At 70.6% G+C, this 20,845-nt stretch carries 21 protein-coding genes; 12 read left to right on the top strand and 9 right to left on the bottom strand.

The window, feature by feature from the left end; all coding sequences use genetic code 11:
• Positions 1 to 414, top strand: a complete 414-nt coding sequence (locus VMS22_16795) for a hypothetical protein (protein ID HXJ35693.1) — start codon at positions 1 to 3, stop codon at positions 412 to 414.
• On the opposite strand, the gene VMS22_16790 is transcribed toward VMS22_16795, so the two are convergent.
• The 3 genes from VMS22_16790 to VMS22_16780 form a co-directional block, all read right to left on the bottom strand.
• Positions 395 to 2,188, bottom strand: coding sequence for a hypothetical protein (locus tag VMS22_16790; GenBank protein HXJ35692.1), 1,794 nt, complete (start codon positions 2,186 to 2,188; stop codon positions 395 to 397). The two genes, VMS22_16795 and VMS22_16790, sit on opposite strands and share 20 nt — an antisense overlap.
• 41 nt (positions 2,189 to 2,229) lie before the next feature.
• Positions 2,230 to 2,928: a hypothetical protein gene (locus VMS22_16785; GenBank protein HXJ35691.1), complete on the bottom strand. Its 699-nt coding sequence runs from the start codon at positions 2,926 to 2,928 to the stop codon at positions 2,230 to 2,232.
• A gap of 220 nt (positions 2,929 to 3,148) precedes the next feature.
• A complete protein-coding gene (locus tag VMS22_16780; GenBank protein ID HXJ35690.1) occupies positions 3,149 to 3,865 on the bottom strand; it encodes a hypothetical protein in 717 nt (238 codons plus the stop codon).
• A 252-nt stretch (positions 3,866 to 4,117) separates the two neighbouring features.
• On the opposite strand from VMS22_16780, the gene VMS22_16775 reads away from it, so the two are divergent.
• A complete protein-coding gene (locus VMS22_16775) occupies positions 4,118 to 4,378 on the top strand; it encodes a hypothetical protein (GenBank protein HXJ35689.1) in 261 nt (86 codons plus the stop codon).
• Here VMS22_16775 and VMS22_16770 read toward each other — a convergent pair.
• Positions 4,375 to 5,139, bottom strand: coding sequence for an SDR family oxidoreductase (locus tag VMS22_16770; protein HXJ35688.1), 765 nt, complete (start codon positions 5,137 to 5,139; stop codon positions 4,375 to 4,377). The two genes, VMS22_16775 and VMS22_16770, sit on opposite strands and share 4 nt — an antisense overlap.
• Before the next feature lie 104 nt (positions 5,140 to 5,243).
• Between VMS22_16770 and VMS22_16765 the strand changes: the two genes are divergently transcribed.
• The 8 genes from VMS22_16765 to VMS22_16730 all read left to right on the top strand — a co-directional run bounded on the left by VMS22_16765 (position 5,244) and on the right by VMS22_16730 (position 12,025).
• Positions 5,244 to 6,098: a hypothetical protein gene (locus VMS22_16765; GenBank protein ID HXJ35687.1), complete on the top strand. Its 855-nt coding sequence runs from the start codon at positions 5,244 to 5,246 to the stop codon at positions 6,096 to 6,098.
• Complete coding sequence (locus tag VMS22_16760) at positions 6,095 to 6,799, top strand: ATP-binding protein (GenBank protein ID HXJ35686.1); 705 nt, start codon at positions 6,095 to 6,097, stop codon at positions 6,797 to 6,799. Before VMS22_16765 ends, VMS22_16760 begins: the two co-directional genes overlap by 4 nt.
• Before the next feature lie 2 nt (positions 6,800 to 6,801).
• A complete protein-coding gene (locus VMS22_16755) occupies positions 6,802 to 8,196 on the top strand; it encodes a cyclase family protein (protein HXJ35685.1) in 1,395 nt (464 codons plus the stop codon).
• 102 nt (positions 8,197 to 8,298) lie between these two features.
• The gene (locus VMS22_16750) at positions 8,299 to 9,009 is read left to right on the top strand and encodes a hypothetical protein (GenBank protein HXJ35684.1); all 711 of its coding nucleotides are present in this window, start codon (positions 8,299 to 8,301) and stop codon (positions 9,007 to 9,009) included.
• A gap of 9 nt (positions 9,010 to 9,018) precedes the next feature.
• Complete coding sequence (locus VMS22_16745) at positions 9,019 to 9,807, top strand: DUF4394 domain-containing protein (GenBank protein ID HXJ35683.1); 789 nt, start codon at positions 9,019 to 9,021, stop codon at positions 9,805 to 9,807.
• Between the two features lie 99 nt (positions 9,808 to 9,906).
• Positions 9,907 to 10,476 carry a sigma-70 family RNA polymerase sigma factor gene (locus tag VMS22_16740; protein HXJ35682.1) on the top strand — a complete coding sequence of 190 codons (570 nt, stop codon included), beginning with the start codon at positions 9,907 to 9,909 and terminating at the stop codon, positions 10,474 to 10,476.
• On the top strand, positions 10,476 to 11,189 hold the full coding sequence (locus VMS22_16735) for an anti-sigma factor (protein HXJ35681.1): 714 nt from the start codon (positions 10,476 to 10,478) through the stop codon (positions 11,187 to 11,189). The genes VMS22_16740 and VMS22_16735 overlap by 1 nt, the downstream gene beginning before the upstream one ends.
• Positions 11,190 to 11,476: 287 nt before the next feature.
• Entirely contained in the window at positions 11,477 to 12,025 is a 549-nt protein-coding gene (locus VMS22_16730; GenBank protein HXJ35680.1) for a hypothetical protein, read from the top strand.
• Positions 12,026 to 12,290: 265 nt separating this feature from the next.
• Here the strand turns inward: VMS22_16730 and VMS22_16725 are convergent, their stop codons facing one another.
• The 3 genes from VMS22_16725 to VMS22_16715 form a co-directional block, all read right to left on the bottom strand.
• A complete protein-coding gene (locus VMS22_16725) occupies positions 12,291 to 13,748 on the bottom strand; it encodes an alginate export family protein (protein ID HXJ35679.1) in 1,458 nt (485 codons plus the stop codon).
• Positions 13,749 to 13,866: 118 nt separating this feature from the next.
• Positions 13,867 to 16,212 carry a hypothetical protein gene (locus VMS22_16720; protein ID HXJ35678.1) on the bottom strand — a complete coding sequence of 782 codons (2,346 nt, stop codon included), beginning with the start codon at positions 16,210 to 16,212 and terminating at the stop codon, positions 13,867 to 13,869.
• A 64-nt stretch (positions 16,213 to 16,276) separates the two neighbouring features.
• Positions 16,277 to 17,101, bottom strand: coding sequence for a DsbA family protein (locus tag VMS22_16715; protein HXJ35677.1), 825 nt, complete (start codon positions 17,099 to 17,101; stop codon positions 16,277 to 16,279).
• A 91-nt stretch (positions 17,102 to 17,192) separates the two neighbouring features.
• Here VMS22_16715 and ald point away from each other — a divergent pair, with 91 nt between their 5' ends.
• A complete protein-coding gene (ald, locus tag VMS22_16710) occupies positions 17,193 to 18,302 on the top strand; it encodes an alanine dehydrogenase (protein ID HXJ35676.1) in 1,110 nt (369 codons plus the stop codon).
• A gap of 13 nt (positions 18,303 to 18,315) precedes the next feature.
• Here ald and VMS22_16705 read toward each other — a convergent pair whose 3' ends face one another.
• A complete protein-coding gene (locus VMS22_16705; protein ID HXJ35675.1) occupies positions 18,316 to 19,125 on the bottom strand; it encodes an SDR family NAD(P)-dependent oxidoreductase in 810 nt (269 codons plus the stop codon).
• A gap of 94 nt (positions 19,126 to 19,219) precedes the next feature.
• Here VMS22_16705 and VMS22_16700 point away from each other — a divergent pair, with 94 nt between their 5' ends.
• Complete coding sequence (locus tag VMS22_16700) at positions 19,220 to 19,651, top strand: hypothetical protein (GenBank protein HXJ35674.1); 432 nt, start codon at positions 19,220 to 19,222, stop codon at positions 19,649 to 19,651.
• A gap of 15 nt (positions 19,652 to 19,666) precedes the next feature.
• On the opposite strand, the gene VMS22_16695 is transcribed toward VMS22_16700, so the two are convergent.
• Positions 19,667 to 20,845 (bottom strand): hypothetical protein (locus tag VMS22_16695; GenBank protein ID HXJ35673.1); only part of this gene is annotated, 1,179 nt, incomplete at its 5' end.

Below are 20,845 nucleotides of genomic sequence, written 5' to 3'. Positions count from 1 at the left end.
ATGCGGGTGCTCGCGCTGGCGCTCTTCCTCGCGCTCGCCGTGTCCGTCGCCGCCCAGGAGGACGACGACAAGCTGCTCGAGACGGCGCCGCTGGGCGAGGGCATTCCCGAGCGGTCGAAGACCCTCGAGCGCGAGTGGGCGGAGGACGTGGGTGCGCCCAAGGTGCCGGGCGACGAGACCGAAACCGCGCCGCCCGAGCACGACGGCGAAGAGCCCGCCGACGAGGAGCACGAGCGCAAGGACGAGCCGCTGGAGCCGGCCGCGCCGCCCGCTCCCGCGCGGACGGGCAAGGGGCCGGTGCGTGGCCGGCGCGAGGAGCGCCCTCCCGAACGACCCTCGACGTCGCCGCAGCCGCCCGCCGCGCCGACCAAGCCCGCGCGCGAGGCGCCGCCGCCTACCGACGAAGCAGAATAGGCGACATGGTCGCCTCGTAGAGCACGGCGCCTTCGGGCACCCGCCGGGGATCGACGAACCAGTCGCGGAGCGCGTCGCCGGTCCGGCGCGCGACCTCCGACGCCGACCACCACTGGCGCGGGAACTTGAACGGCAGAGGCTCCGCCGCGCCGAGGAGTAGGAAGAGGCGGCGGCCATTCAGACCGCAGCGCGCGAGCGCCAGGTCGGCGCTGGAGAACAGCAGCTTCAGCTCGCCCACGTAGTGCGCGTCGGCGTGCGTGTAGTGCGTGATGTTCTCGGCGGGTCGCCCGAGCGCCGGCGACGTGAGGACGATCGAGCCCGCCGGCACGAGCGACTCGACCGCCGCCCGCGCCCGCGCGATCTGCTCCGCCTGGAAGGAGTCGTATCCGCCCTGTGCGCCGAGGAGGCGGGCCATGCCGAACGACGCGAACGCGAGCGCCGGGACGATCGGTGCCCACCCGGCGAGGCGGCGACCCACGGGCAGGAGCGGCAGCGCTCCCGCCAGGACGATCGCCGCCGTGACGGCGCGTTCGAGCGCCGTCAGGCCCCTCGCCGGATCGCGCGGAACCCAGGCGTCGAAGGCGAGGGTGGCGACGACGGCCGCGCCGACGAGGAGCGCTCGCCGCTGCCAGGGCACACCCGCATCCGCGACGAAGGCTGCGAGCTCGGCGGCGCCGACCGCCGCGAGGATGATGAGGCACAGCGAGACGCCGACGAGGTAGCGCGGATCGCCGTGACCCCAGCAGCTGTAGAAGAGGAACGCGATGAAGGCATAGGGGCCGAGCGCGGGCGCGATCGGCCGGCGCCGTGCGATGCCGACGCCGAGCGTCCCGAGCGCCAGCACGAGGAACGCGCCGAAGCCGGTCGCGAGGTAGCGGACGTGGGCCGGGAACGTCGCCGGGAAGTTCGCCAGCCGAAACGCGCCACCCGAGACGAGGCTCACCGCGCCCAGCAGCGATGCCTGGGCCATGTGCCCACCCGACACGAAGAGCCAGCGGAACTCGCTGCCCTGGGTGAAGGAGAAGGGGTGCCCCTGGGTGATCGTGTTGTACGCGAACAACGGCAGCGTCCCGAGGGCGAAGCCGAGCAGCCCCCGCAGCGTCGATCCCCGATCGGGGGCAGATCGGAGCGCGGGGCCTATCGACACCGCCCACAGGGCGGCGTCGGGCCGGATCGACGCCGCGAGCCCCAGGCCCAGCCCGGCCCGGCCGGCATGCCCACCGAGGGCTGCGAGGAGGGCCGAGAGGGCCAACAGGTGGGCGGGAAGATCGCGCGCGACCGTGATCCCCCAGTAGTGGACCTCGATCGGGATCACGAGGAGGGCCCAGATGCTCGCAACCGCGGCTGCGAGTCGCGTCGCGGGACTCGACCAGGCGAGCTTCCAGCCGAGCCGGGCCACCAGGGCGAGCAGGACCAGATAGAGGACGGGATTCAGCCAGTGCTGGGCCGTCTCCCCGCCCAGGAGCTTCGCGAGCGCGAGGAGGGCGGGAAAGCCCGGCGGATAGCGCGAATACAGCGCGCCGTCCCTCCAGATGTAGGTCTGGTAGTAGGCGTCGAGGGAGACCCCTTCCCGGGCGCGAGGGCCGGCGAGGAGGGCGGTCGTGGCGGGGTCGTGGAAGACGCGCCCGCGCAGGAGATCGTCGGCGAAGGTGAGGAAGGCGAACTGATCGCTGGCGAGGTACCAGGTGTTGTGACGGACGAGTCCGCGCGCCGCGGCGAGCAGCGCCAGCACGCACAGTGCGATGCTCAGAACGACGAAACCCCCGGGGATCACTCCCCGGGGGTCCCGTTGGTCAGCTGAAGCCTGAGGCTCGATCAGTCGAGCAGGCCGAGAACGTGATCCACGAAGGCCCGGCTCGGCGAGCCGTAGAGCGTCGTGGTGGTCGTGCTGCTCGAGGTCGAGGTGGAGGTCGACGTCGACGAGGAGGTCGAGGTCGACGTGCTCGTGGACGTCGACGTGGTGGTCGTCACGCACGTCGCCTCGGAGGTGGGCTTCTTCGCCTTGAATTGGAGGCTCCCCTTGTTGTCGATCTGCGCGCCCGTCGGAACGCCGATCGCGAGGCTGTAGGAATCACCACCGGTCAGAGAGAGCAACGTGCAGCTATTCGTGCCGAGGTTCGGAGGCAGAACCGAGATCAGCCCGAGCTTGCCGGCGCCTACGACCTTGATCGTGAACGTGCCGCTCGCCGACTTCTTGATCTGCGCGACCTTGATGGCGCCGTTCTCGCCCTTCGGATCCTTGTACTTGAAACCCTTGACCGCGTCACCGCTCCAGAACGGCTTGCCGGTGATGCCGCTCGTTCCCTGCGGCAGCGAGAACGTCTGGCTGGTCGGGTTGGTGCCGAGAGCGCGCACTTCGAGCGAGCCACCGGTGGCGACGGGGTTTCCCACGATGGTGTTGGCGCTTCCGAGCTCCTTGCCCTTCACCACGAGCTTGCGCTTGGTCGGATCGACCGTCGGGTTCTTCACCAGGAACTGGTTCCCGAGGATCGTCTGGTCGGCGGCGTGAGCCATGCCGGCCACGAACGTACACAGAGCTACGGCAGCCAATTTCCTCCCGAAATGCATGAGCTCCCTCCTTCGTCGGTCTCGCAGGTGCTTCGGCGACCAGTGAGGTGGGTAACCCGGCAACGGAAAGGCTGTCAAGGCCATTTTTCGCGATTGTCGCCCGCGCGAAATAAAGACGCCCCCGGGACCGGAGTCCCGGGGGCGACCGCGCATCGTACAAGGCGATCTATTCGAGGAACGCCGCGCTCGGCGAGCCCGCCATCGTCGTCGACGTCGTCGTCGACGTGGAGGTGGTGGTGGTCACGGGGCCCGTGGTGGAGGTGGTGGTGGGAATCGTGGTCGTGGTCGTCACGCCGCAGACCCCCTCGAGACTCGGCTTCTTCGCTTTGAAGAGCTTGTTCAGCACGTTCTTGATGAGGCTGTCGCTCCCGAAGCTCACGTTGTAGGCGTCACCCAGGTTGATCGAGAGCACCGCGCAGCCGTCGGTCCCCGGGTCCGGCGGCACGATGACCGTCCCGCCATCCAGCTTGCCAGCCACGATGGCTTTGATGGCGAAGGTCCCGCTCGGGGCCTTCTTGATGAACGCCAGCTTCACCGGGCCCTGGTCACCCTTGGGGTCCCGGTACTTGAAGCCGGTCGTGCCGACGGCGGTCCAGAACGGCTTGGCGGCGCTCGAGGTCCCCTGATTCAGCACGAACGTCTGCGAGGAGGGAGTCCCGCCGTTGGCGTTGATCGTGAGCGTGGCGCCGTTGGCCGTGGGATCGCCGACGAGGGTGTTCGGGCTTCCCTGCTCCTTCCCGACGACGACGACCTTGCGGCGGTCCGGCGTGGCCGGGTTCTTCACCGTGAAGGCCTTGCCGAGAATCGTTTGGTTTGCGGCCAGCGCCGAGCCGGCTCCGAACGCCAGCAATGCGGCCGCCGCCATGACCTGTCGAACCTTCATTGAGCCCCTCCTTCGTGATCGGTTCGCGCTCGAGACCTGCGCGATTGCTACTCGCGCCCGCGTCCGGCCGTCAAGCTGTTTCGTAGCCGTTTTCGGGCTCGTTTCGGGGCGCTTCTGGAGCGCGATCCGGCCCGCACGGGGCCCTGGGCTGACGCGGCGCGCAGCGCAGTCCGCGCAGGCGCTGCGCTCGGGATTCGACGGGATAGGCAGCCGAACTGGTTGAGCGTACCCCCGACTCAGGAGGGCTCCGCGATGGTCCTCGCGACGACCACACTCTTCGGCTGGATGTTTCTTCCCTCGTTTCTCCACTTCCCCAACGGGTACGACCTGGAAGTGAAGCGCGATCCTCCCCACTACGCGCTCGGCGTCGACAACAACAACATCGTGTCGTTCGACGTCCCGACCGGGAACCTGCTCCGCGGCGGCAGGCTCAGCCTGCGCTTCGACGGCGAGGATCGCGTGTGGGGACCGGGTAGCGACGCCGTGCGCATCCGGTTCAAGTGGGAGTTCTAGAACCGCTCCGGACGCAGCAGCGCGTCCGTCCCACCGTCGACGAATAGCACGCTCCCGTTGCAGTAGCTCGCGTCCCGGCCGAGCAGAAACGCGATCGCGCCCGCAATCTCCTCGGGCTTGCCGAAGGCGCCGCGCGGGATGGGGAAATTGCGGATCGCATCTCCCAGCACCGCGTGATCGAGCCCGCCCTGCAGGAGCGGTGTCATGACGACACCGGGCGCGACCGCGTTCAGGCGCACGCCGGCGCCGGCCCACGCGGCGCTCGATGCCGCGCGCCGCACCCAACGCGCGAGCGCGAGCTTCGAGCCGCCGTACGCGGACTGGCCGGCGAGGTCGGTCGCGATCCGTCGCGCGGCGCTTTCGTCTCCTTCGAGACAGGCGGCGGCGATCTCGTTGTCGCTCGACGGGATGCTCGCCGAGTTCGACGACACGGCGACCGCGGCGCCGCGCGCGACGGCGAGCGTCTCGCGGAGCTGCTCGAGGATCGCGACCGCGCCGAAGTAGTTGATCGACACGATCGCCGCGCCGTCGGGGACGTGCGGGCCGATGCCGGCGCACGCGACGACCCCGTCCAGCCGGCCGCCGGCGAGCTCGCGCACCCGCGCCGCGGCCGTGCTGCGTCCCGCGGGCGTGCCGAGATCGGCGTCGATCTCGGCGCCGCGCAGATCGACGCCGATCACACGATGGCCGTCGGACTCGAGCCGGCGGCGCACCGCCGCCCCGATGCCGGACGCCGAGCCGGTGATCGCGATCGTTCCCATGGGCGCGCCATGTATCCGGCCGGCCGACCTGCGAGCAACCCGTCACGAAGTTGCTTGACACGTTCGACGGCGCGCGTGGTATGCCGCGAGGGGAGGGCACGATCATGCTTCGCAGCACTGTCGTAGGTGTGGCCGCCGTCCTGATGCTCCTCTTCGCAGCCCCGGCGAGGGCGCAGCCGAGCACGAACCTCGACGACTACGTCCTGTTCGCCACCACCACGCTCAAGACCAAGGGGCCCACGATCTCGGACGGTGACGTCGGCGTGAACCTGTTCGATGGCCGCCTGGTGGCGCCGCGCTTCTTCACCGCGCCGAACTCGATCGTCGCGGCGGACCGCGTGCGCTTCGACAAGAATCCCATGAGCACCGTCCTCCAACAGCTCTTCGCAAACGTCATCGAGCAGTTCGGACCGCCCTCGACGCCGTTCACGACGCCGATCATCCCCGACGTGAAGGCCGCCTGCGGGTTCCCGGTCCCGTTCCCGGCCTGCGCCACGAACCTCGACGTGGACGTCGCGATCGGCGGCACGGTCGTGCTGCCCCCGGGCGTGTACGGGCGCGTGCGCGTGCACGGGACGATGCTCTCGGCCGGCAACCTCGTGCTGACGGGTGGCGCGTACGTCTTCTGCGACGTCAAGATCAGCCGCAACGCGCAGCTTCGCGTGCAGACCGCGTCCACCATCGACGTGGTCGGCAAGGCCTCGTTCGGACCCAGCTCCTTCTTCGGACCGGACACGGGATCGGGTCTGGTCGCGAGCGACATCCAGCTCCATTCGGCCGGATCGCTCGTGAAGCTGACGCGCGACTCGTTCTCCGAGGCCCACGTCTGCGCGCCCGACGCGAAGATGCGCATGTCGCAGGGCGGGACGCACGTGGGCTCGTACATCGCGGGGTTCATCCGCACGCAGGAAGTGACCCTCGACGTCGGGTCGCCGAGCGGAGCGTTCGTCGACCCGTGACCACCGCCCGCCACGACTCCGCGGACACCTCCCGGCCGAGGGCGATCGTGGCGTGGAGCAGCGGCAAGGACAGCGCCTTCGCCCTGTACGAGGCGCGGCGAGCCGCGACCATCGACGTCGTCGGCGTGCTCACCACCGTGACCGAGGGCTTCGGGCGGATCGCGATGCACGGCGTGCGCGAGGAGGTGCTGGCGCGGCAGGTGGCCGCGCTCGGCCTACCCGTCGTCCGCGTGGGCATTCCGAATCCGTGTCCGAACGCCGCATACGAAGCGGCGATGACGCAGGGTCTGGTCCAAGCGAGGGAGCTCGGTGCCACCCACGTCGTCTTCGGCGACCTCTTCCTCGCCGACATCCGAGCTTACCGCGAGGCGCGCCTGGCCGAGGTCGGGATGCACCCGGTCTTTCCGCTCTGGGGGCGGGATACCGGCGCGCTGGCGCGCGAGATGATCGACGCCGGCCTCGAGGCGAGGATCGTCTGCGTGGATCCGCGCAGGCTCGATCGCTCGTTCGCAGGCCGGCGCTTCGATCGGGCCTTCCTCGACGCGCTGCCCGGCGACGTCGATCCATGCGGCGAGAACGGCGAGTTCCATACCGTGGTGACGGCGGGGCCCATGTTCGCACGGCCGATCGCCGTCACCATGGGCGACGTGGTGGAGCGGGACGGCTTCGTGTTCGCGGACGTCGTGCCCGCGGGAGCGTGAGCATGGGGAGCAGATGGCTCGTCGCGGTGCTCGCCCTGGTCGCGAGCGGGGCGGCAGCGGTCGGGGGCCCGCCGGTGGATGCAACGGCGACGCGCGCACCCGAGCTGGTCGACGTCGTGGCGCTCGATCCGACGATCCGGCTCGACGTGCGGTATGCGACCGACGACAACGTCGCCCACCGCCGTCTCTATCCGGCCGCGCGGGCGCTCCTGCAGCGGCCCGTCGCCGAAGCGCTCGTGCGCGTGCATCGCGCGCTCGGAGCCGACGGGTTCGGCATCGTCGTCTTCGACGCGTACCGTCCGTGGAGCGTGACGCAGGCCCTGTGGGATGCGACCCCCGCCGACAAGCGCGAGTTCGTGGCCGACCCGGCGCGCGGATCGCGCCACAACCGCGGCGCCGCCGTCGACGTCGCGCTGTTCGATCGCGCGAGTGGCGCCATGGTGGCGATGCCGAGCGGCTACGACGAGATGACCGAGCGCGCGTATCCGACTTTCAAAGGCGGCGACGCGGACGCGCGCGCCCATCGCGAGACCCTGCGCGCCGCCATGGAGCGCGAGGGCTTCTTCGTCCACCCCTCGGAGTGGTGGCACTTCGACTACAAGGACTGGCGTGACTATCCGATCCTCGACGTCGGCTTCGACGTCGGGCCGCTGGCGCCGTCTCCCGCGTCCTTCGACCTCGCGCACGCGCGCGTGGTCGATCTCACGTGGACGTTCGACGATCGTACGCCCTACTGGCCGACCGCGCCCTCGGGGTTCGAGCTGAAGCAGCTCGCGCACGGCAAGACCGCCGCCGGGTATTTCTATGCCGCCAACGCGTTCTGCGCCCCGGAGCACGGCGGCACCCACATGGATGCGCCCATCCACTTCGCGGACGGCAAGTGGACGGTCGACCAGATTCCTGCGGAACGGCTCGTCGGGCCTGCGGTCGTGATCGACGTCCAGGCCGCCGCCGCGCGCGACGCCGACTACCGGTTGACGGTGGACGACGTCGCGGCATGGGAAAGGCTCCACGGTCGCATCGCCGCGGGAACGATCGTCCTCTTGCGCACGGGGTGGGGCGCGCGCTGGCCCGATCGCAAGCGCTACTACGGCGACGACACGCCGGGCGCGACGACCGCGCTGCACTTTCCGTCCTTCGGTGCCGAAGCGGCCGCGCTGCTCGTGCGCGACCGCCGGGTGACCGCCATCGGCGTCGACACGGCGAGCATCGATCATGGCCCGTCGCAGGACTTCCCGGTCCATCAGATCGTGGGCGCAGCCGACGTGCCCGGCCTGGAGAACGTCGCGCACCTGGATGAAGTGCCGGAGACGGGCGCGTGGGTGGTGGCGCTGCCGATGAAGATCGGCGGCGGATCGGGCGGCCCGCTGCGCATCGTCGCCCTCGTTTCACCCTGAAGCGCACGCGACGCGACGTTGCACGTCCTGTTTCGCCGCCGCTCGTGGCGCTCGGGTCGTCGGGCCACGGGTCGTGGCGTCCGGATTGCACCGCGTTCGTGCATGGGAGCCGGCGAGCGAACGGTGCTGGTGCTCGACACCGATTCTGCGTGGGAGCGCATCGGGCTCGCCTCCCATCGCGTCGCGTGTGTGCCGCCGTCCGAGGCCGCGCGCGTCGACGCGCACGACGCCGCCGCGGTGGTCGCGAACCTCTCGGCGCCATGCGTGCTCGACGCGATCGCCCGCTGGCCGGCGCGCGCCGCGCCGCCGCTCGCGGCATGCGTCACCGTGCCGGGCGCCGAGCAGGTCGTCTCGCTGCGCGGCGTGGCGGTCGTGGCTGCCCTCCGCCCGGCCGATCCCATCGCCGCGCTCGTGCGCCGCCGGCAGCGCCGCAGCCCTCGGGTCGTCGCCGCCGGCCCGAGCCCGGGCGCGCTGCTCGGGCTCCGGCGCGTGCTCGCCAACGACGGCGCCGGCGTCTCGCTCGCGTGGGACGCCGTGCAGGCGCGGGATCTCTGCGACCTCGTCCATCCGCACGTCGTGGTGCTCGACCTGACGTTGCCGCGCGGCGCCCACGATCTCGTCGTGTCGCTCGGCCTCGAGCGCTGGGTGCCGGATCTGGTGCTCGTTCCGGGTCGGAACGACGCCTTCGCGTTCGCGGTGGCCTTCGTCCACGAGCAGCGGCGGTCACGCCTGCCGTCGCGCGCCGACGCGCTGGCGGCGCTCGTCGCGCCGGCCGCGCCGCCGGGATTGCGCGCCCACCGCGCGCACGGCTAACAGGGGCGCGTGACCCGATGGCTCGCCTATGTGCTCCTGCTCGCGATGTCGGCGGCGCACGCCGGCGATCGGACGCTGGTGGCGCTCCTCGACGACGGCTCGCTCGTCGTCTTCCAGCCGGGAGCCTCCGCGCCGATCCGGACCTTCGTGCCGAAGGGGGTCTCGGACAAGCTCGTCGGCATCGACCAGCGCCCCGCCGACGGCCGTCTGTACGGTCTCGCAGGCGGAACCGACGTCTACACCATCGACACGACGACCGGCGAGGCGACGCTCGTCTCGACGCTCACGGTCCCCTTCGACGGGGACGTCCGCTCGGGCGTGGATTTCACCCCCGCGCTGGACCGGTTGCGGCTCGTCTCGTCCGACGGCCGCAACCTGCGGGTCAACGTGGCGATCGGCGCGACCGCGGTCGACACCCCGCTCGCCTATGCGCCCGACGACCCCCACGCCGGCGCCCGGCCGCGCATCGGCGCCGCCGGCTACGCCAACAACCGCGCCGGGGTCGCCACCACCATGCTCTACGACATCGACACCGACCTGGACGTCCTCGTGACCCAGGACCCCGCCAACGACGGCATCCTCAAGACCGTCGGCCCCCTCGGGGTGGATTTCGACCCGCTCTGCGGCCTCGACGTCGTGACCGACGCCGACGGCCGCGACGAGGCCTTCGCCGCCACCGGCAGCACCCTCTATACGATCGACCTCAAGACCGGCCACGCCACCCCCGTCGGCGCCATCCCCGGGCCGGGGCGCCCCGTCGTCTCGCTCGCCGTGATCACTGGCGAATCGCGTCCTTAGACGGCCTGCATCCAAGGCGTGGCGTCGCGCGTAGGGGGAGCAGATTTCGAAGTGCTCCTTCGGATGTGGTAGGGCCATGCGACTTTTCCGCGAACTTGCGTGGACGAACGGGTGGACTGGTCGAACCAGCCGGATGAGCAACTGCTCGCGGCCTTGTCGGAGGACCCCTCCGCGCTCGGCCCTCTCTACGATCGACACTCGAAGCTGGTCTACGGTCTCGCCCTGGCGGTGCTCAGCAGCGCCGACGAGGCTGCGGACCTGACGCAGGAGGTTTTTCTGTCGCTGTGCAACGAGAATACGTACGACGCGAGCCGCGGCTCGGTCGGCGCGTATCTCACGACCGTCGTCCGGACCCGGGCGATCGATCGGCTGCGGCGCCGGACCCGGCGGGTGCGTCTCCTGCGCGACCACCATGCGGCCATGCCCGTTCCGGTGGCCGAGCCGACACCCGTCGAACGACTCTCGATGGGCGAGACCAGCGAGCGCGTCCGCGCCGCCCTCGCGACGCTTCCCGACAACGAGCGGCGCGCGCTCGAAATGGCCTATTTCCAGGGGCTCACCCAGGCAGAGATCGCGGACGACTTGAACGCCCCCCTCGGCACGGTGAAGAGCTGGTGCCGGCGCGGCCTCCTCACGATGAAGAAACAGCTCGGCGATCTGGTGCAGTGATGGCGCTCGACGACGTCGATCAGCAGGACCAGGCGGTCCAGTACGTGCTCGGTGAGCTTCCCGCTCCCGAGGCGCGCGACCTCGAGCGCCGCATGGCGAGCGACGCGGCGCTCGCCGCCGAGGTGCGCCGTCTCCAGACGACGCTCGGTCTCCTCCCCTACGCGACGATCGCCGAGCCGCCGCCGGCCCTGAAGACCCGCATCATGAGCGCGGCCGAGGCGCAGCACGGAAAGAAGCAGGTGCGCCGGCCGCGGCGCGTGGTATGGAGCCGCTTCGCGGCGGCGATCGCCGCCAGCCTGGCGCTCGCGCTCGGCATCGACTCGTACCGGACCCACCGGGAGCTCTCGATCGAGCGGCAGGTGTCCCAGCTCCTGCTCGAGCCGAACGTCGTGAAGAGCTTCTCCATCGCGGGCACCGGCGGCGCCGGTGGCATCGGGACCGTCGCCCTGGACCTCGACTCCAAGCGCGGCGCCGTCGTCCTGCGCGGTGCGGCCGTGCTCCCGGCCGGTCAGACGTACCGCCTGTGGGCGCAGGTGGCCGATCGCGCGGTCCCGTGCGGCGACTTCGCCCCGGCCGGCGACGGCACCGTGCGCGCCGCCTTCCGCGTCCCGGTCGACGCCTACACCGATCCGATCAGCAAGCTCTTCGTCACGATCGAGCCGTCGGGCCCTAGCGAGAAGCCGACGGGCCCGGTGGTGATGCAGAGCGCCTGAGCCCGCAGCGCCACCAGAGAATCGGGACGGCGCATCGATTCACGAACCAAGCGGGCCCTTCCAGCCTCTCGGTCGTAGATCGGAATGCAATGCCATGCGCAGATGCAATGTGCTCCGCGCGGGTCGGCGTCGAGTTCCCAAATTCTTCCGCGTGCCTACGGTCGCGAGATGGTACGGTAGTTGCTGGGATCTAAGGCACAGTCCGCGTCAGGACTTCCCTCTCCGCAAGAGGATGCACGTGCCCGTCGTCCGGGCCACCAACGACGCAGCAAAGGAGGAGGCTAAGAATGAGGCTTCTACTGTGCGCTACCGCGATCCTGCTGGCCGGTACTGCGTGGGCCCAGGACGGGTTCGACTGTTCCCAGTGCGCCGTCTGTCCGCCCGAGAGCTGCACCCAGGCGCAAGATCTGCTCGTGTACGAGTGTACGGGGGGCGCCCAGCCTCATTTCGTCATCGGTGACGGGACCACACTGACCGAGGTCACAGGCGTGAACGCGTCGTTCTCGGTTGCGGGCCTCACCGTGCACACGACGATCGGCGGCGTGACGTTCGATCCCTTCACGATCGGGACCAGTGAGCAGCGGGTCCGGTTCACGACGAGCAATGGGGGAGAGTGCGTCGAGGTGAAGAACCTCATCGGCTTCGACAACCCGTCGCCCATCGTGGTCCAGGGACGTGCGCTCAACATTCTGAAGAAGGCGTTCTTCTGCCGCGAACCGAGCCGCGATCTCATTTGCTTCTCCGTGAAGGGCCAGGTGACCGGCGATCCGATTCCCTTCCCGCCGCTTTCCTGCACTCCGGATCGCGTCGAGTATGCGTGCGGATTGGTCAGCTAGGCGACCGCCCCAAGACTCGTTCTGATGTAGAGAGCGTGCAGGGCGGACGCGGGCGGTGGAAGCCGTACGTGCCAGCGACAGGGGCAGTCGCTGCCGGCGTGTGTGGACGACGCACTCGACCCGAGCGACGCAATCTTTTCATCGACGACGTGAGCGAAGGTATGGGGCGAGTGGAATCTGGTCGCGGCCGCCGGCAACCTGCGCCGCCTGGTCGCGCTCGGAGTCGCGCCGCACGAGACCCTCGTGCGATGACTGCGGCGGCTTCCTAGTACCGGAGCGTCATCTCGATGAAGCCGTAGTTCGCGTCGCGGCCCGCGAACGATGCGCCGACGACGTCGCCGCCGAAGGCGTGGCCGTAGTAGCCGCCGAACGTCAGCTGGCGGCTCACTGCGACGGTGACCGACAGGTCGACGAGCTGCGCGAGGTCATGGTCACCTGAGGCCGGCGATCCGGCGTAGCCGAAGACGGTGTCGTTCGTGGCGCCGCTGCCCTGGTACCAGAGGTCGCGCGCCTGGGTCACCTGCAGCCAATGATAGTCGGTGCGCAGCGTCACCATCGGGTGCGGGCGCAGGATGAGCGAGGTGAAGACGTCCTGGCTGTTCATCAGGTTGAAGAACGGGAGCTGCGCGTACACGCGCGCCGTCGGCAGGAGCTGGAAGAACGTGCCGTGCTCGCGGTCGTTCGGATCGCCGTCGCCCGATGAGCGATCGATGCCGACGCGGAGCCACGGCGCGCCCGGAACGCGCGGGAGCTGGTAGGCGGCCTCGAGCGCGTACGCCCACGCCGATTGGTGGAGCATGCCCCAGTCGCCGCCCTGGCCGGCGGCCCAGGCGAGCAGGTCGACGATACCGGGCCCCACGTCGAACGCCGTCATCGCGTGGGCGCCGATCGTCTGCAGCGCGATCGCTTCGTGGTCGAGCTCGCGGACGGAGAGCGGCCGGTTGTCGACCTTGATCGTCTCGCGCCGGCGATCCTCGTAGTAGAGGTAGAAGAGACGGCAATCGATCGGCGGACCGAACGGGAGGCGCTTCAAGGTGAGCGCCAGCCCCGCGAGGTCGATGTCCTCGAGCTCGCGGTTGGCGCTGATCTCGAAGCCGCCGTCCGTGGGCCGCACGGCGAGCGCGGTCGCGTTCCAGATCGGATCGTCGTAGACGGCGCGCACGCCGTCGAAGCTGCGCGTGACGTGCGTGAACTCGAACGGACCCACCAGGCGCTCGGCGATGCGCGTGCGCTTCACCTCTGCGAGCGTCGCGTCGGCGGGCACGGTCTCCAGGCCGTCGCGGTAGTCGAAACGGCCTGCCGTCGCCGCGAAGCCACCGCGCCGGAGCGTCAAGAAGCCCTGCTTCAGGAACGTCTCGCCCTGCGTCGTCTCGTGCGTGTTGAGGAAGTAGGTGGCGCCGGGGCCGAGGCTGCCCTGCGGCGGCGCGAGCGTCGCGTTGTCGGGAACGGGCGTGATCTCCGTGTTCTGGATGTCGACGCCGAGCTCCACGTGCGGGAAGAGGACGCGGAAGCCGGCGCGGAGACGGCTGCCGAAGAAGTCGTAGCGCTCGACGCCGTTCGGTGCCGTCCCCGGCGGCGGTTGGAACCAGTCGACGAACTCGCCGCGCACGCGCAGGCTGCCGACGAAGGTCACGTGATCGAGCCAGCTCGGCCCCGCGTCCTCGGCCCACGCCGCTCCGGCGACGAGTCCCACGATGGCCGCCGCCGCCCCCCAGCCCCGCATGTGCTCGCCACTAGTAATGAAGTGCCTGCGGGTCAAACGCGGGGTGCAAAATGCGGCCGGGCCGTGCGACGCGCGCACGGCCCGGCCGTTCGGTGTCTGGCAGGGAGCGCCTGCGCGCTCAGGGGGTGAGGCCGTCGAGGAACTTGTCCATGTCGGAGGGGAAGGTGGGCGTCGTGCCGTCGATCGAGCTCAAGAAGTCGCGCAGCGCCGCCCGGTCGTTCGCGTCCGTGATGACCTGTGCGATCTTCTGGCCGGCGCCCGTGATCTCGTGCTTGGTGAACACGTCGTCGAGGGTCGCCGCCGAGCCGTCGTGCAGGTACGGGGCCGAGTGGCCGATGCCGAGCAGCGACGGGGCGTTGTAGCCGAAGACACCGAGCGCGTCGGTTCCGTCCTGCTTCAGCTCGAGGGGATTTCCGGCGTCGAACGTGCCGGTCTGGTCGAGGAAGCTGATGAGCGGGAGCCCGAGCTGGTAGAAGCGGATCTGCGCGCCGGTCCGGAAGATGCCCGGATCGAACGCCACGCTCGCGGCGTCGGCCGGGTTGCGGTCGAAGGTCGGGTTGTTGAGGTAGATCGTCTGGCTCTTGGTCCACTTGGCGCCGCCGTGGCACGAGGCGCAGTTGGCCTCGAAGACGGTCGCGCCGGCCTCGATGTTGCCGAGCTTGGGACGGTTGAGGGGCCGGATCGTCTGCACCCAGAGCGTGTTGGCGTCGAGCGCGTCGCTCACACCCTGCGTCGGGCCGTGCTGGAAGACCCGCGCGGGATCGTCGACGAACCCGGTGCCGTTCTGGACGCCGCGCGAGTTGTTGTTGAAGTCGGTGATGCTGCCCATGACGGCGCTGTAGTTCGAGATCTTCTGGTCGCCGGGGTTGTGCTTCGAGAAGAAGCCGTCGAGCGGCAGCGTCTGGCGCGGGCCGGTGCCGAAGATCCAGGTGACGCCGTCGGCGAGCCCGTCGGGGTGGCACGAGGCGCAGCTGCTCCACGCGTCCTTCGACGCCTTGCCGCGCGACTCGAGCGGCACGATGTCGCGCACGGGGATGGAGAAGATGCCGTCGTTCGGCACGCCGAGCGCGGTGTGGAACACGAGCTTGCCGACCAGGACCGCGTGCGCGAACGAGCCCGGCTCGGGCGGGGTGGAGGTGGGGAAGTCGCGCGTCAGGACCGTGTTGGCCGTGAGGTCGAGCACGGAGACCGAGAGGCCGACCTCGTTGCTCGTGTAGGCGCGCTTGCCGTCGGCGCTCATCACGACGCCGTCGGGCAGGTTGCCGGTCTGGAAACGGACGACGGGCGAGCCGAGCGTCACCTTGCCGGCGGCGTCGCGCGCGGCCTTGAAGACGAAGTTGCCGCCGCGGCTCACGATCAGGACCACGCCGCCGGTCTTGTCGGCGTCGATCGCGACGAGGTCGTTGCCGAAGAGCTTGTCGAGGCTCTGGGTCGGGTTCGCCGGGTCGGCCTCGGCCTTCACCTCGGCGTTGAGGTTGACGGCGAGGTCGGCGTTCTCGGCGAGGCCCGCGACGTCGACGACGTTCACGAGCGCCTGCACGTTCGTGTTGAACGCCACGGGCGGCTCGGGCGCGGCGCCGATGTTGGGCAGGAGCAGCTTGCCGCCCCGGATGACGGCCGACGCGAGCTGGTTCGGGTAGGCGCCCTGGGGGTCCTTCACGATCACGTCGTCGGTGATGGCCGCGTTCTGGTCCGGACAGAAGATGGGATCGTGGAGGTTCGGGTTGCCTGCGGGGCAGAGCTTCGTGCGATCGGCGGCGAAGCCGCTCTTGGCGAGCGGCGCCAGCGTGATCTTCGTGACGGGCGTGAGCGCGCTCGCCGGGAAGGCCTGCACGACGCCCTCTTTGCCGTCGTCGAAGCCCTCGCCCGGACCGCCGGGAACGAGCTCGGCGAAGAACTGGGTGACGAAGACGGTCTCGTCGGAATCGTCTTTGTCGCCGTCGTTCGTGACCGCGACGGCGAACGGATTGCCACCGACCGGTACCGTGCCGACGACGCGCCGGCCGGCCGGATCGACGACCGCGACCGCACCGTCGGTGTAGTTGGCGACGAAGAGACGCGTCCCGTTCGGGCTCATCGCGCAGCCGCGCGGCTCGGTCCCGACCGGGAACTCGGCCACGACCTCGTTCGCGCGCGGGCCCTTCAACGCCACCACCGAGATGGTGCCGCTGGCCGCGTTCACGACGAACGCCTCCTTCTCCTTGGCGCCGATCGCGACGCAGCGGGGCTCGTGGCCGACGGCGATCTCGGCGATCTTGTCGCCGACGTCGGCGCCCCGGTTGCGCACCTGGAGGATCGTCAGGCTGTCGGCCTCGCGGTTCACGACCGCCAGGCGCGCGTCCTTCTTGTAGAGCGCGATCGGCGTCGATCGGGTCGGCAGCTTGGGTCGCCTCTGGGCCAGGGCGGGCGCGGGCAGCCACAGGCCAGCGGCGAGCAGGGCGGCGAGCGTTGCAGAACGGGTCATGGCGATCTCCTTCCGTCGAGGGTCGCCAGCCCTACGCCCCAGCCGTCGGGGCGGATGCGGGGGCCTATTTCGGTACGACGAACAGGGCCATGGCGATCTCCTCGCCCTTCGGCCCGGCCTGACGGGTCGCCTCGTAGGCCACGCGGTCGGCGGGGGTGCCGCTCTGGGACAGCTTCTGGGCCCGATCGAGCTCGCGCTTCACGAGACCCTCCATGCCCATGTAGCTCCCCCAGCCCATCTGCGGCGTACCGTTGATCATGAAGCCCGGCGTGCTGCGGAGGTCGAGCGAGGCGGCGAGGTCGGCCTCGTACTCCACCTGCGCCGTCACGGCGGGATCGTCCATGTCGGCCTGGAAGCGCGGGACGTCGAGACCGATCGCCTTGGCGTGCGCCGCGAGGCTGTCGTCGTCGAGCTGCCCGGGGTTCGCGAACACCCGGTCGTGGAACTCCCAGAACTTGCCCTGCCGGAACGCGGCGAGCGACGCCGCCGCCAGGCGGGAGGCGCGGCCGTGCATGGCGAGCGCGTTCTCCTTGAAGACGATGCGCACGTCGTTCGGATAGGTGCGCGCGAGGAGCTTCAACGGCTCGACGACGCGGCGGCACACCGGGCACTGGAAGTCGCTGAACACGAAGATCCGCACCGGCGCGTTCTCGGGCCCGAACGCGGGCGAGGGTCCGGGCGTCCCCTTGAGGCCGGCGACGGGCATCGTCGCCGGCTCGACGCCGTGCGGGAGCGGCGGCGTGCTGGCGGGCGTCGCTTCGATCGCGATCAGATCCTGTGCGGACAGCACCTTCGTCGTGGTGGTCGTCGGGGGCGGCGCCTCCTGCTCGGGCCCCGAGCAGGCGGCGATGAGGCCGGCGAACGCGAGAAACAAGACACGAACCGTCATGGGCGAAGTCCCATAGCACAAGGTCGTCCGCTCCGCCGCGCGGGCAGGGCGGGGCGGCCCGGCCGGCCACCACATCTGCTATATCGACGTCATGATCATCGGAGTCCCCCGCGAGATCAAAGCCGAGGAGAACCGCGTCGCCCTCACGCCGAGCGGTGCCGGCGCCCTGGTCGCGCACGGGCACCAGGTGCTCGTCGAGCACGGCGCGGGGGAGGGGTCGTCGCTGCCCGATCGTCTCTACGCCGACGCCGGCGCGCGGCTCTCCGACGCCGCGACCGTGTGGGGCGAGGCCGAGATGATCCTCAAGGTGAAGGAGCCGCAGCCACGGGAATACCCGCTCCTGCGACCCGATCTCATCCTCTTCACGTACCTGCACCTCGCGGCCATCCCGGACCTGGTCGCCGTGCTGCGGCAGAAGCGCGTTCGTGCCCTCGGCTACGAGACGCTCCAGCTCGACGACGCGTCGCTGCCGCTCCTCGCGCCGATGAGCGAGGTCGCCGGCCGCCTCTCGGTGCAGGTGGGTGCATGGTGTCTGCAGGCGCAGAACGGCGGCCGTGGCGTGCTGATCTCGGGCGCGTCGGGCGTGCGCCCGGCCAACGTCGTCATCCTGGGTGCCGGCATCGCGGGCGCCAGCGCCTGCCAGGTGGCGGTCGGCGTCGGCGCCCACGTGTCGATCCTCGACATCGCACCCGCGAAGCTCCGCTACGTGCACGACATCCTGGGCGGTCACGTGACGACCGTCATGTCGAACCGGGCGAACATCGAGGAGGAGGTGCTCGCCGCCGACCTCGTCGTCGGCACCGTCCTCATCCCGGGCGCGCTCGCGCCGAAGCTGGTGTCGCGCGCGCTCGTGCGCGCCATGCGTCGGGGCGCCGCGATCGTCGACATCTCGATCGACCAGGGCGGCTGCTGCGAGACGTCACGCCCTACGACGCACGACGATCCGATCTACGTCGAGGAAGGCGTCGTCCACTACTGCGTCACGAACATGCCGGCCATCGTTCCGCACACCTCGACCTACGCGCTCACGAACGCGACGCTCTCGTACGCCCTCGCCATCGCCGACCAGGGATTCGCGGCCGCGCTCCGCGCCTCGGCGCCGCTTCGCCTCGCGGCGAACGTGGTCGCGGGCGAGATCACGCATCCCGGCGTCGCCGCCGCGGTGGGCGCGGCGCCGGTGCCGGTCGAACGCCTGCTCTAGGACGCCCGCAGCGCTAGCTGCGTCCCCGCCACTTCATCATGCTCGTGTTGACGCCGAGCAACGCCGCCACGCGATAGAACACCCGGAACGGCGTGAGCGCCTTGAGCGCTGGGGTCACCTTCACGAGCCAGGGCGTACTCACCTGCGCCTTGTTCGCGAGCACGGCGCGCGTCGTCAAGTCCGCGACCCGATCGGCGGTCAGCAGGCGCGTCATGAACGGCGCCTTCGCTCCGTCGAACAGCCCCGTCGCGACGTAGCTCGGACAGATGGACGTCACGTGCACGTGGCCGTGTCCCAGAATCTCGAGCTCGACGGCGAGTGATTCCGAGAAGCCGATTACGGCCCACTTGCTCGACGCGTACGTCGCCCCGAACGGCAACCCGACGAAGCCCGACGCGCTCGCCACGTTGACGACGTGGCCGTCGCGGCCTGCGATGAGGTCGGGCAGGAACGCGTGCGTCATGGCCACCAGGCCCTCGGTATTCACGCGATAGGTCGTGAAGTGCTTCTCGAGCGGCACGTCGAGGAACGCACCGCCGAAGACGAGACCGGCGTTGTTGACCAGCACGTCGATGGGGCCGCCGTCGCGATGGATCTCGTCGCGCAGGCCCGTGATGCGCGACGCGTTGGTCACGTCGAGGGGGTACGTGCGCACGCGTGCGCCTTTGCGTGCGAGCTCGGCGGCGGTCTCGCGGAGCAGCGGCTCGTTCAAGTCGACGAGCAGGGTCTCAGCGCCGCCCGCGGCGAACCGCTCGGCGATCGCCTTGCCGATGCCCGAGGCGCCGCCGGTGATGAGCGCCCGCTTGCCCTGGAGGGTCTGCACGCAGCGCCTTATCGCGTGTCGTCGCGCGGGGGGCAACGTCGGTGCTCGTTCCGCTGACATGCGCCCGGGCGTCCGATCGTGCTACGCGTCCGCCATGGTCGCACGCGGCGCGCTCCTCGTCCTGCTCGCCCTGGCGATCGCGTCCGGATGCTCGGGCTCGGACCCGAAGACCGCCGACGAGCTGCGCGGGTCGATCGCGGCCTACGAGCAGGCCACGCCAGACGCTTCCGAGGACCGCATCAAGTCGCTCTTCGCTCGCCTGGACGCGGAAGTCGCCGCGGTACGGGCCGACGAGCTCGCCAAGCCCCCCGGCGCACGCGACGCCCTCACCCAGCGTCGCGAAGCCCTCGAGGCCGAGCGCCGCGATCTCCAGATGGCCTATCTGAAGGCCCGCGTGGCGCGCCTGGGCGCCGCCGCCCAGGACGCCCTCAAGAGCGTCGGCCAACAGCTCGGCCAGGAGTTGGAGGACGCGGGCCGCAAGCTGCGAGAGAGCTCGGAGGGGACGAACCCCCCCGCGACGCCGTGAGCGTCGCCCGCGCGCTCAGTCCGAGACCGCTTCGAGAAGCCGCGCCGTGTTCTTGCGGGCCGAGCCGAAGGTGGCCGCCCAGCAGGTGCCGTCCGCGTTCACGAGTTGCGCCGTCAGGGGCAGCGTCGCGAGCGGGAGGCGCGGGACACCCAGCCGCGCGCCCTTGCCGGCGACCTCGAGCGTCGTCGTACCGCTCGCGGTCGCGCCGAGTCCGACCGAACGAAGGCCCATGCTCGCGCGCGGGTCGGCGAAGCGGAATCCGGTTTTCGTCTCGCTCCAGCACGGCTTCTTCCCGCAGGTGGTGCCGGCCGGCGCCATCGCACCCGCGATGAGGTTCGCCGCGCCGTCGTAGATGCACAGGGCGTAGTCGGTGGTCGCGGTCGGATCGCCCAGGCCGGCCGGCGTCGTCGCGCCGGTCGTCTTCCAGCGCCACCCGAGCCGACCTTGCGCGGCGCGCGGCCCGACGCCGATGGCGATGCGCGCGGCGCGCGGCGCGCCGGTCGTGCGGCAATCCGTGCGCGCGGCGAGCGTACAGCCGTGGAGCTCCGGTCCTTCCGGCGGCAGCACCTTCGCTGCCGGGGACTCGATCGTCTTGCCGTCGGGCGTCTCGCGCACCGGCAGGCGCAGCTCGAGCCGGCTCACCGTCACCGTGAACACGCCGTTCGAGGGCCGCACGTACCCCGCGCTCTGGCCGAGCAGCTCGAGCTTCGGGACGTGCCCGGTGGCGAAGCGCCAGCCGTTCGCATGGAGCTGGAAGACCTGTCCGGGCGCATTGTCGGTGCGCGGCCGGTAGACCGACTGCGCGACCAGCGTCTGGTTGCCGTCGGGCGCGACGTCCCACAGCCGCCCCACGACCTGCGCGCCTTCACCCGTCGACGCGAGATCGGCGATGATCGTCGGCGCGCCGAGGAGCGTGTAGCCGTCGCCCTTCACGACCGGCAGCCGGTACGTCGCGGCGCCCGCATCGTCGGCGGCGGGAACGGTGCGGCACGGCGTGCCGCCCGCGAGCAGCGGATCGGTCGCCTTCGCATTGTCGGGATTGCCGCCGGCCGAGTCGAAGCGCTGCGTCTTGCGGGTCGCATAGCGCACCTCGCCGGGATGGATGGAGTCCCAATCGCTCGCGGTGAACGGCCCTTCCTCGCTCGCGCCGTTGCACGGCTGCGTGAAGGCCTCGATCGCCGGCAGCGGATCGCC

This window comes from Candidatus Eisenbacteria bacterium, from assembly GCA_035577985.1.
GTDB lineage: Bacteria > Desulfobacterota > Binatia > DP-6 > DP-6 > DATJZY01.
Note: the sequence above shows the minus strand (reverse complement) of the source record. Positions and strands in the feature narration are given on the sequence as shown.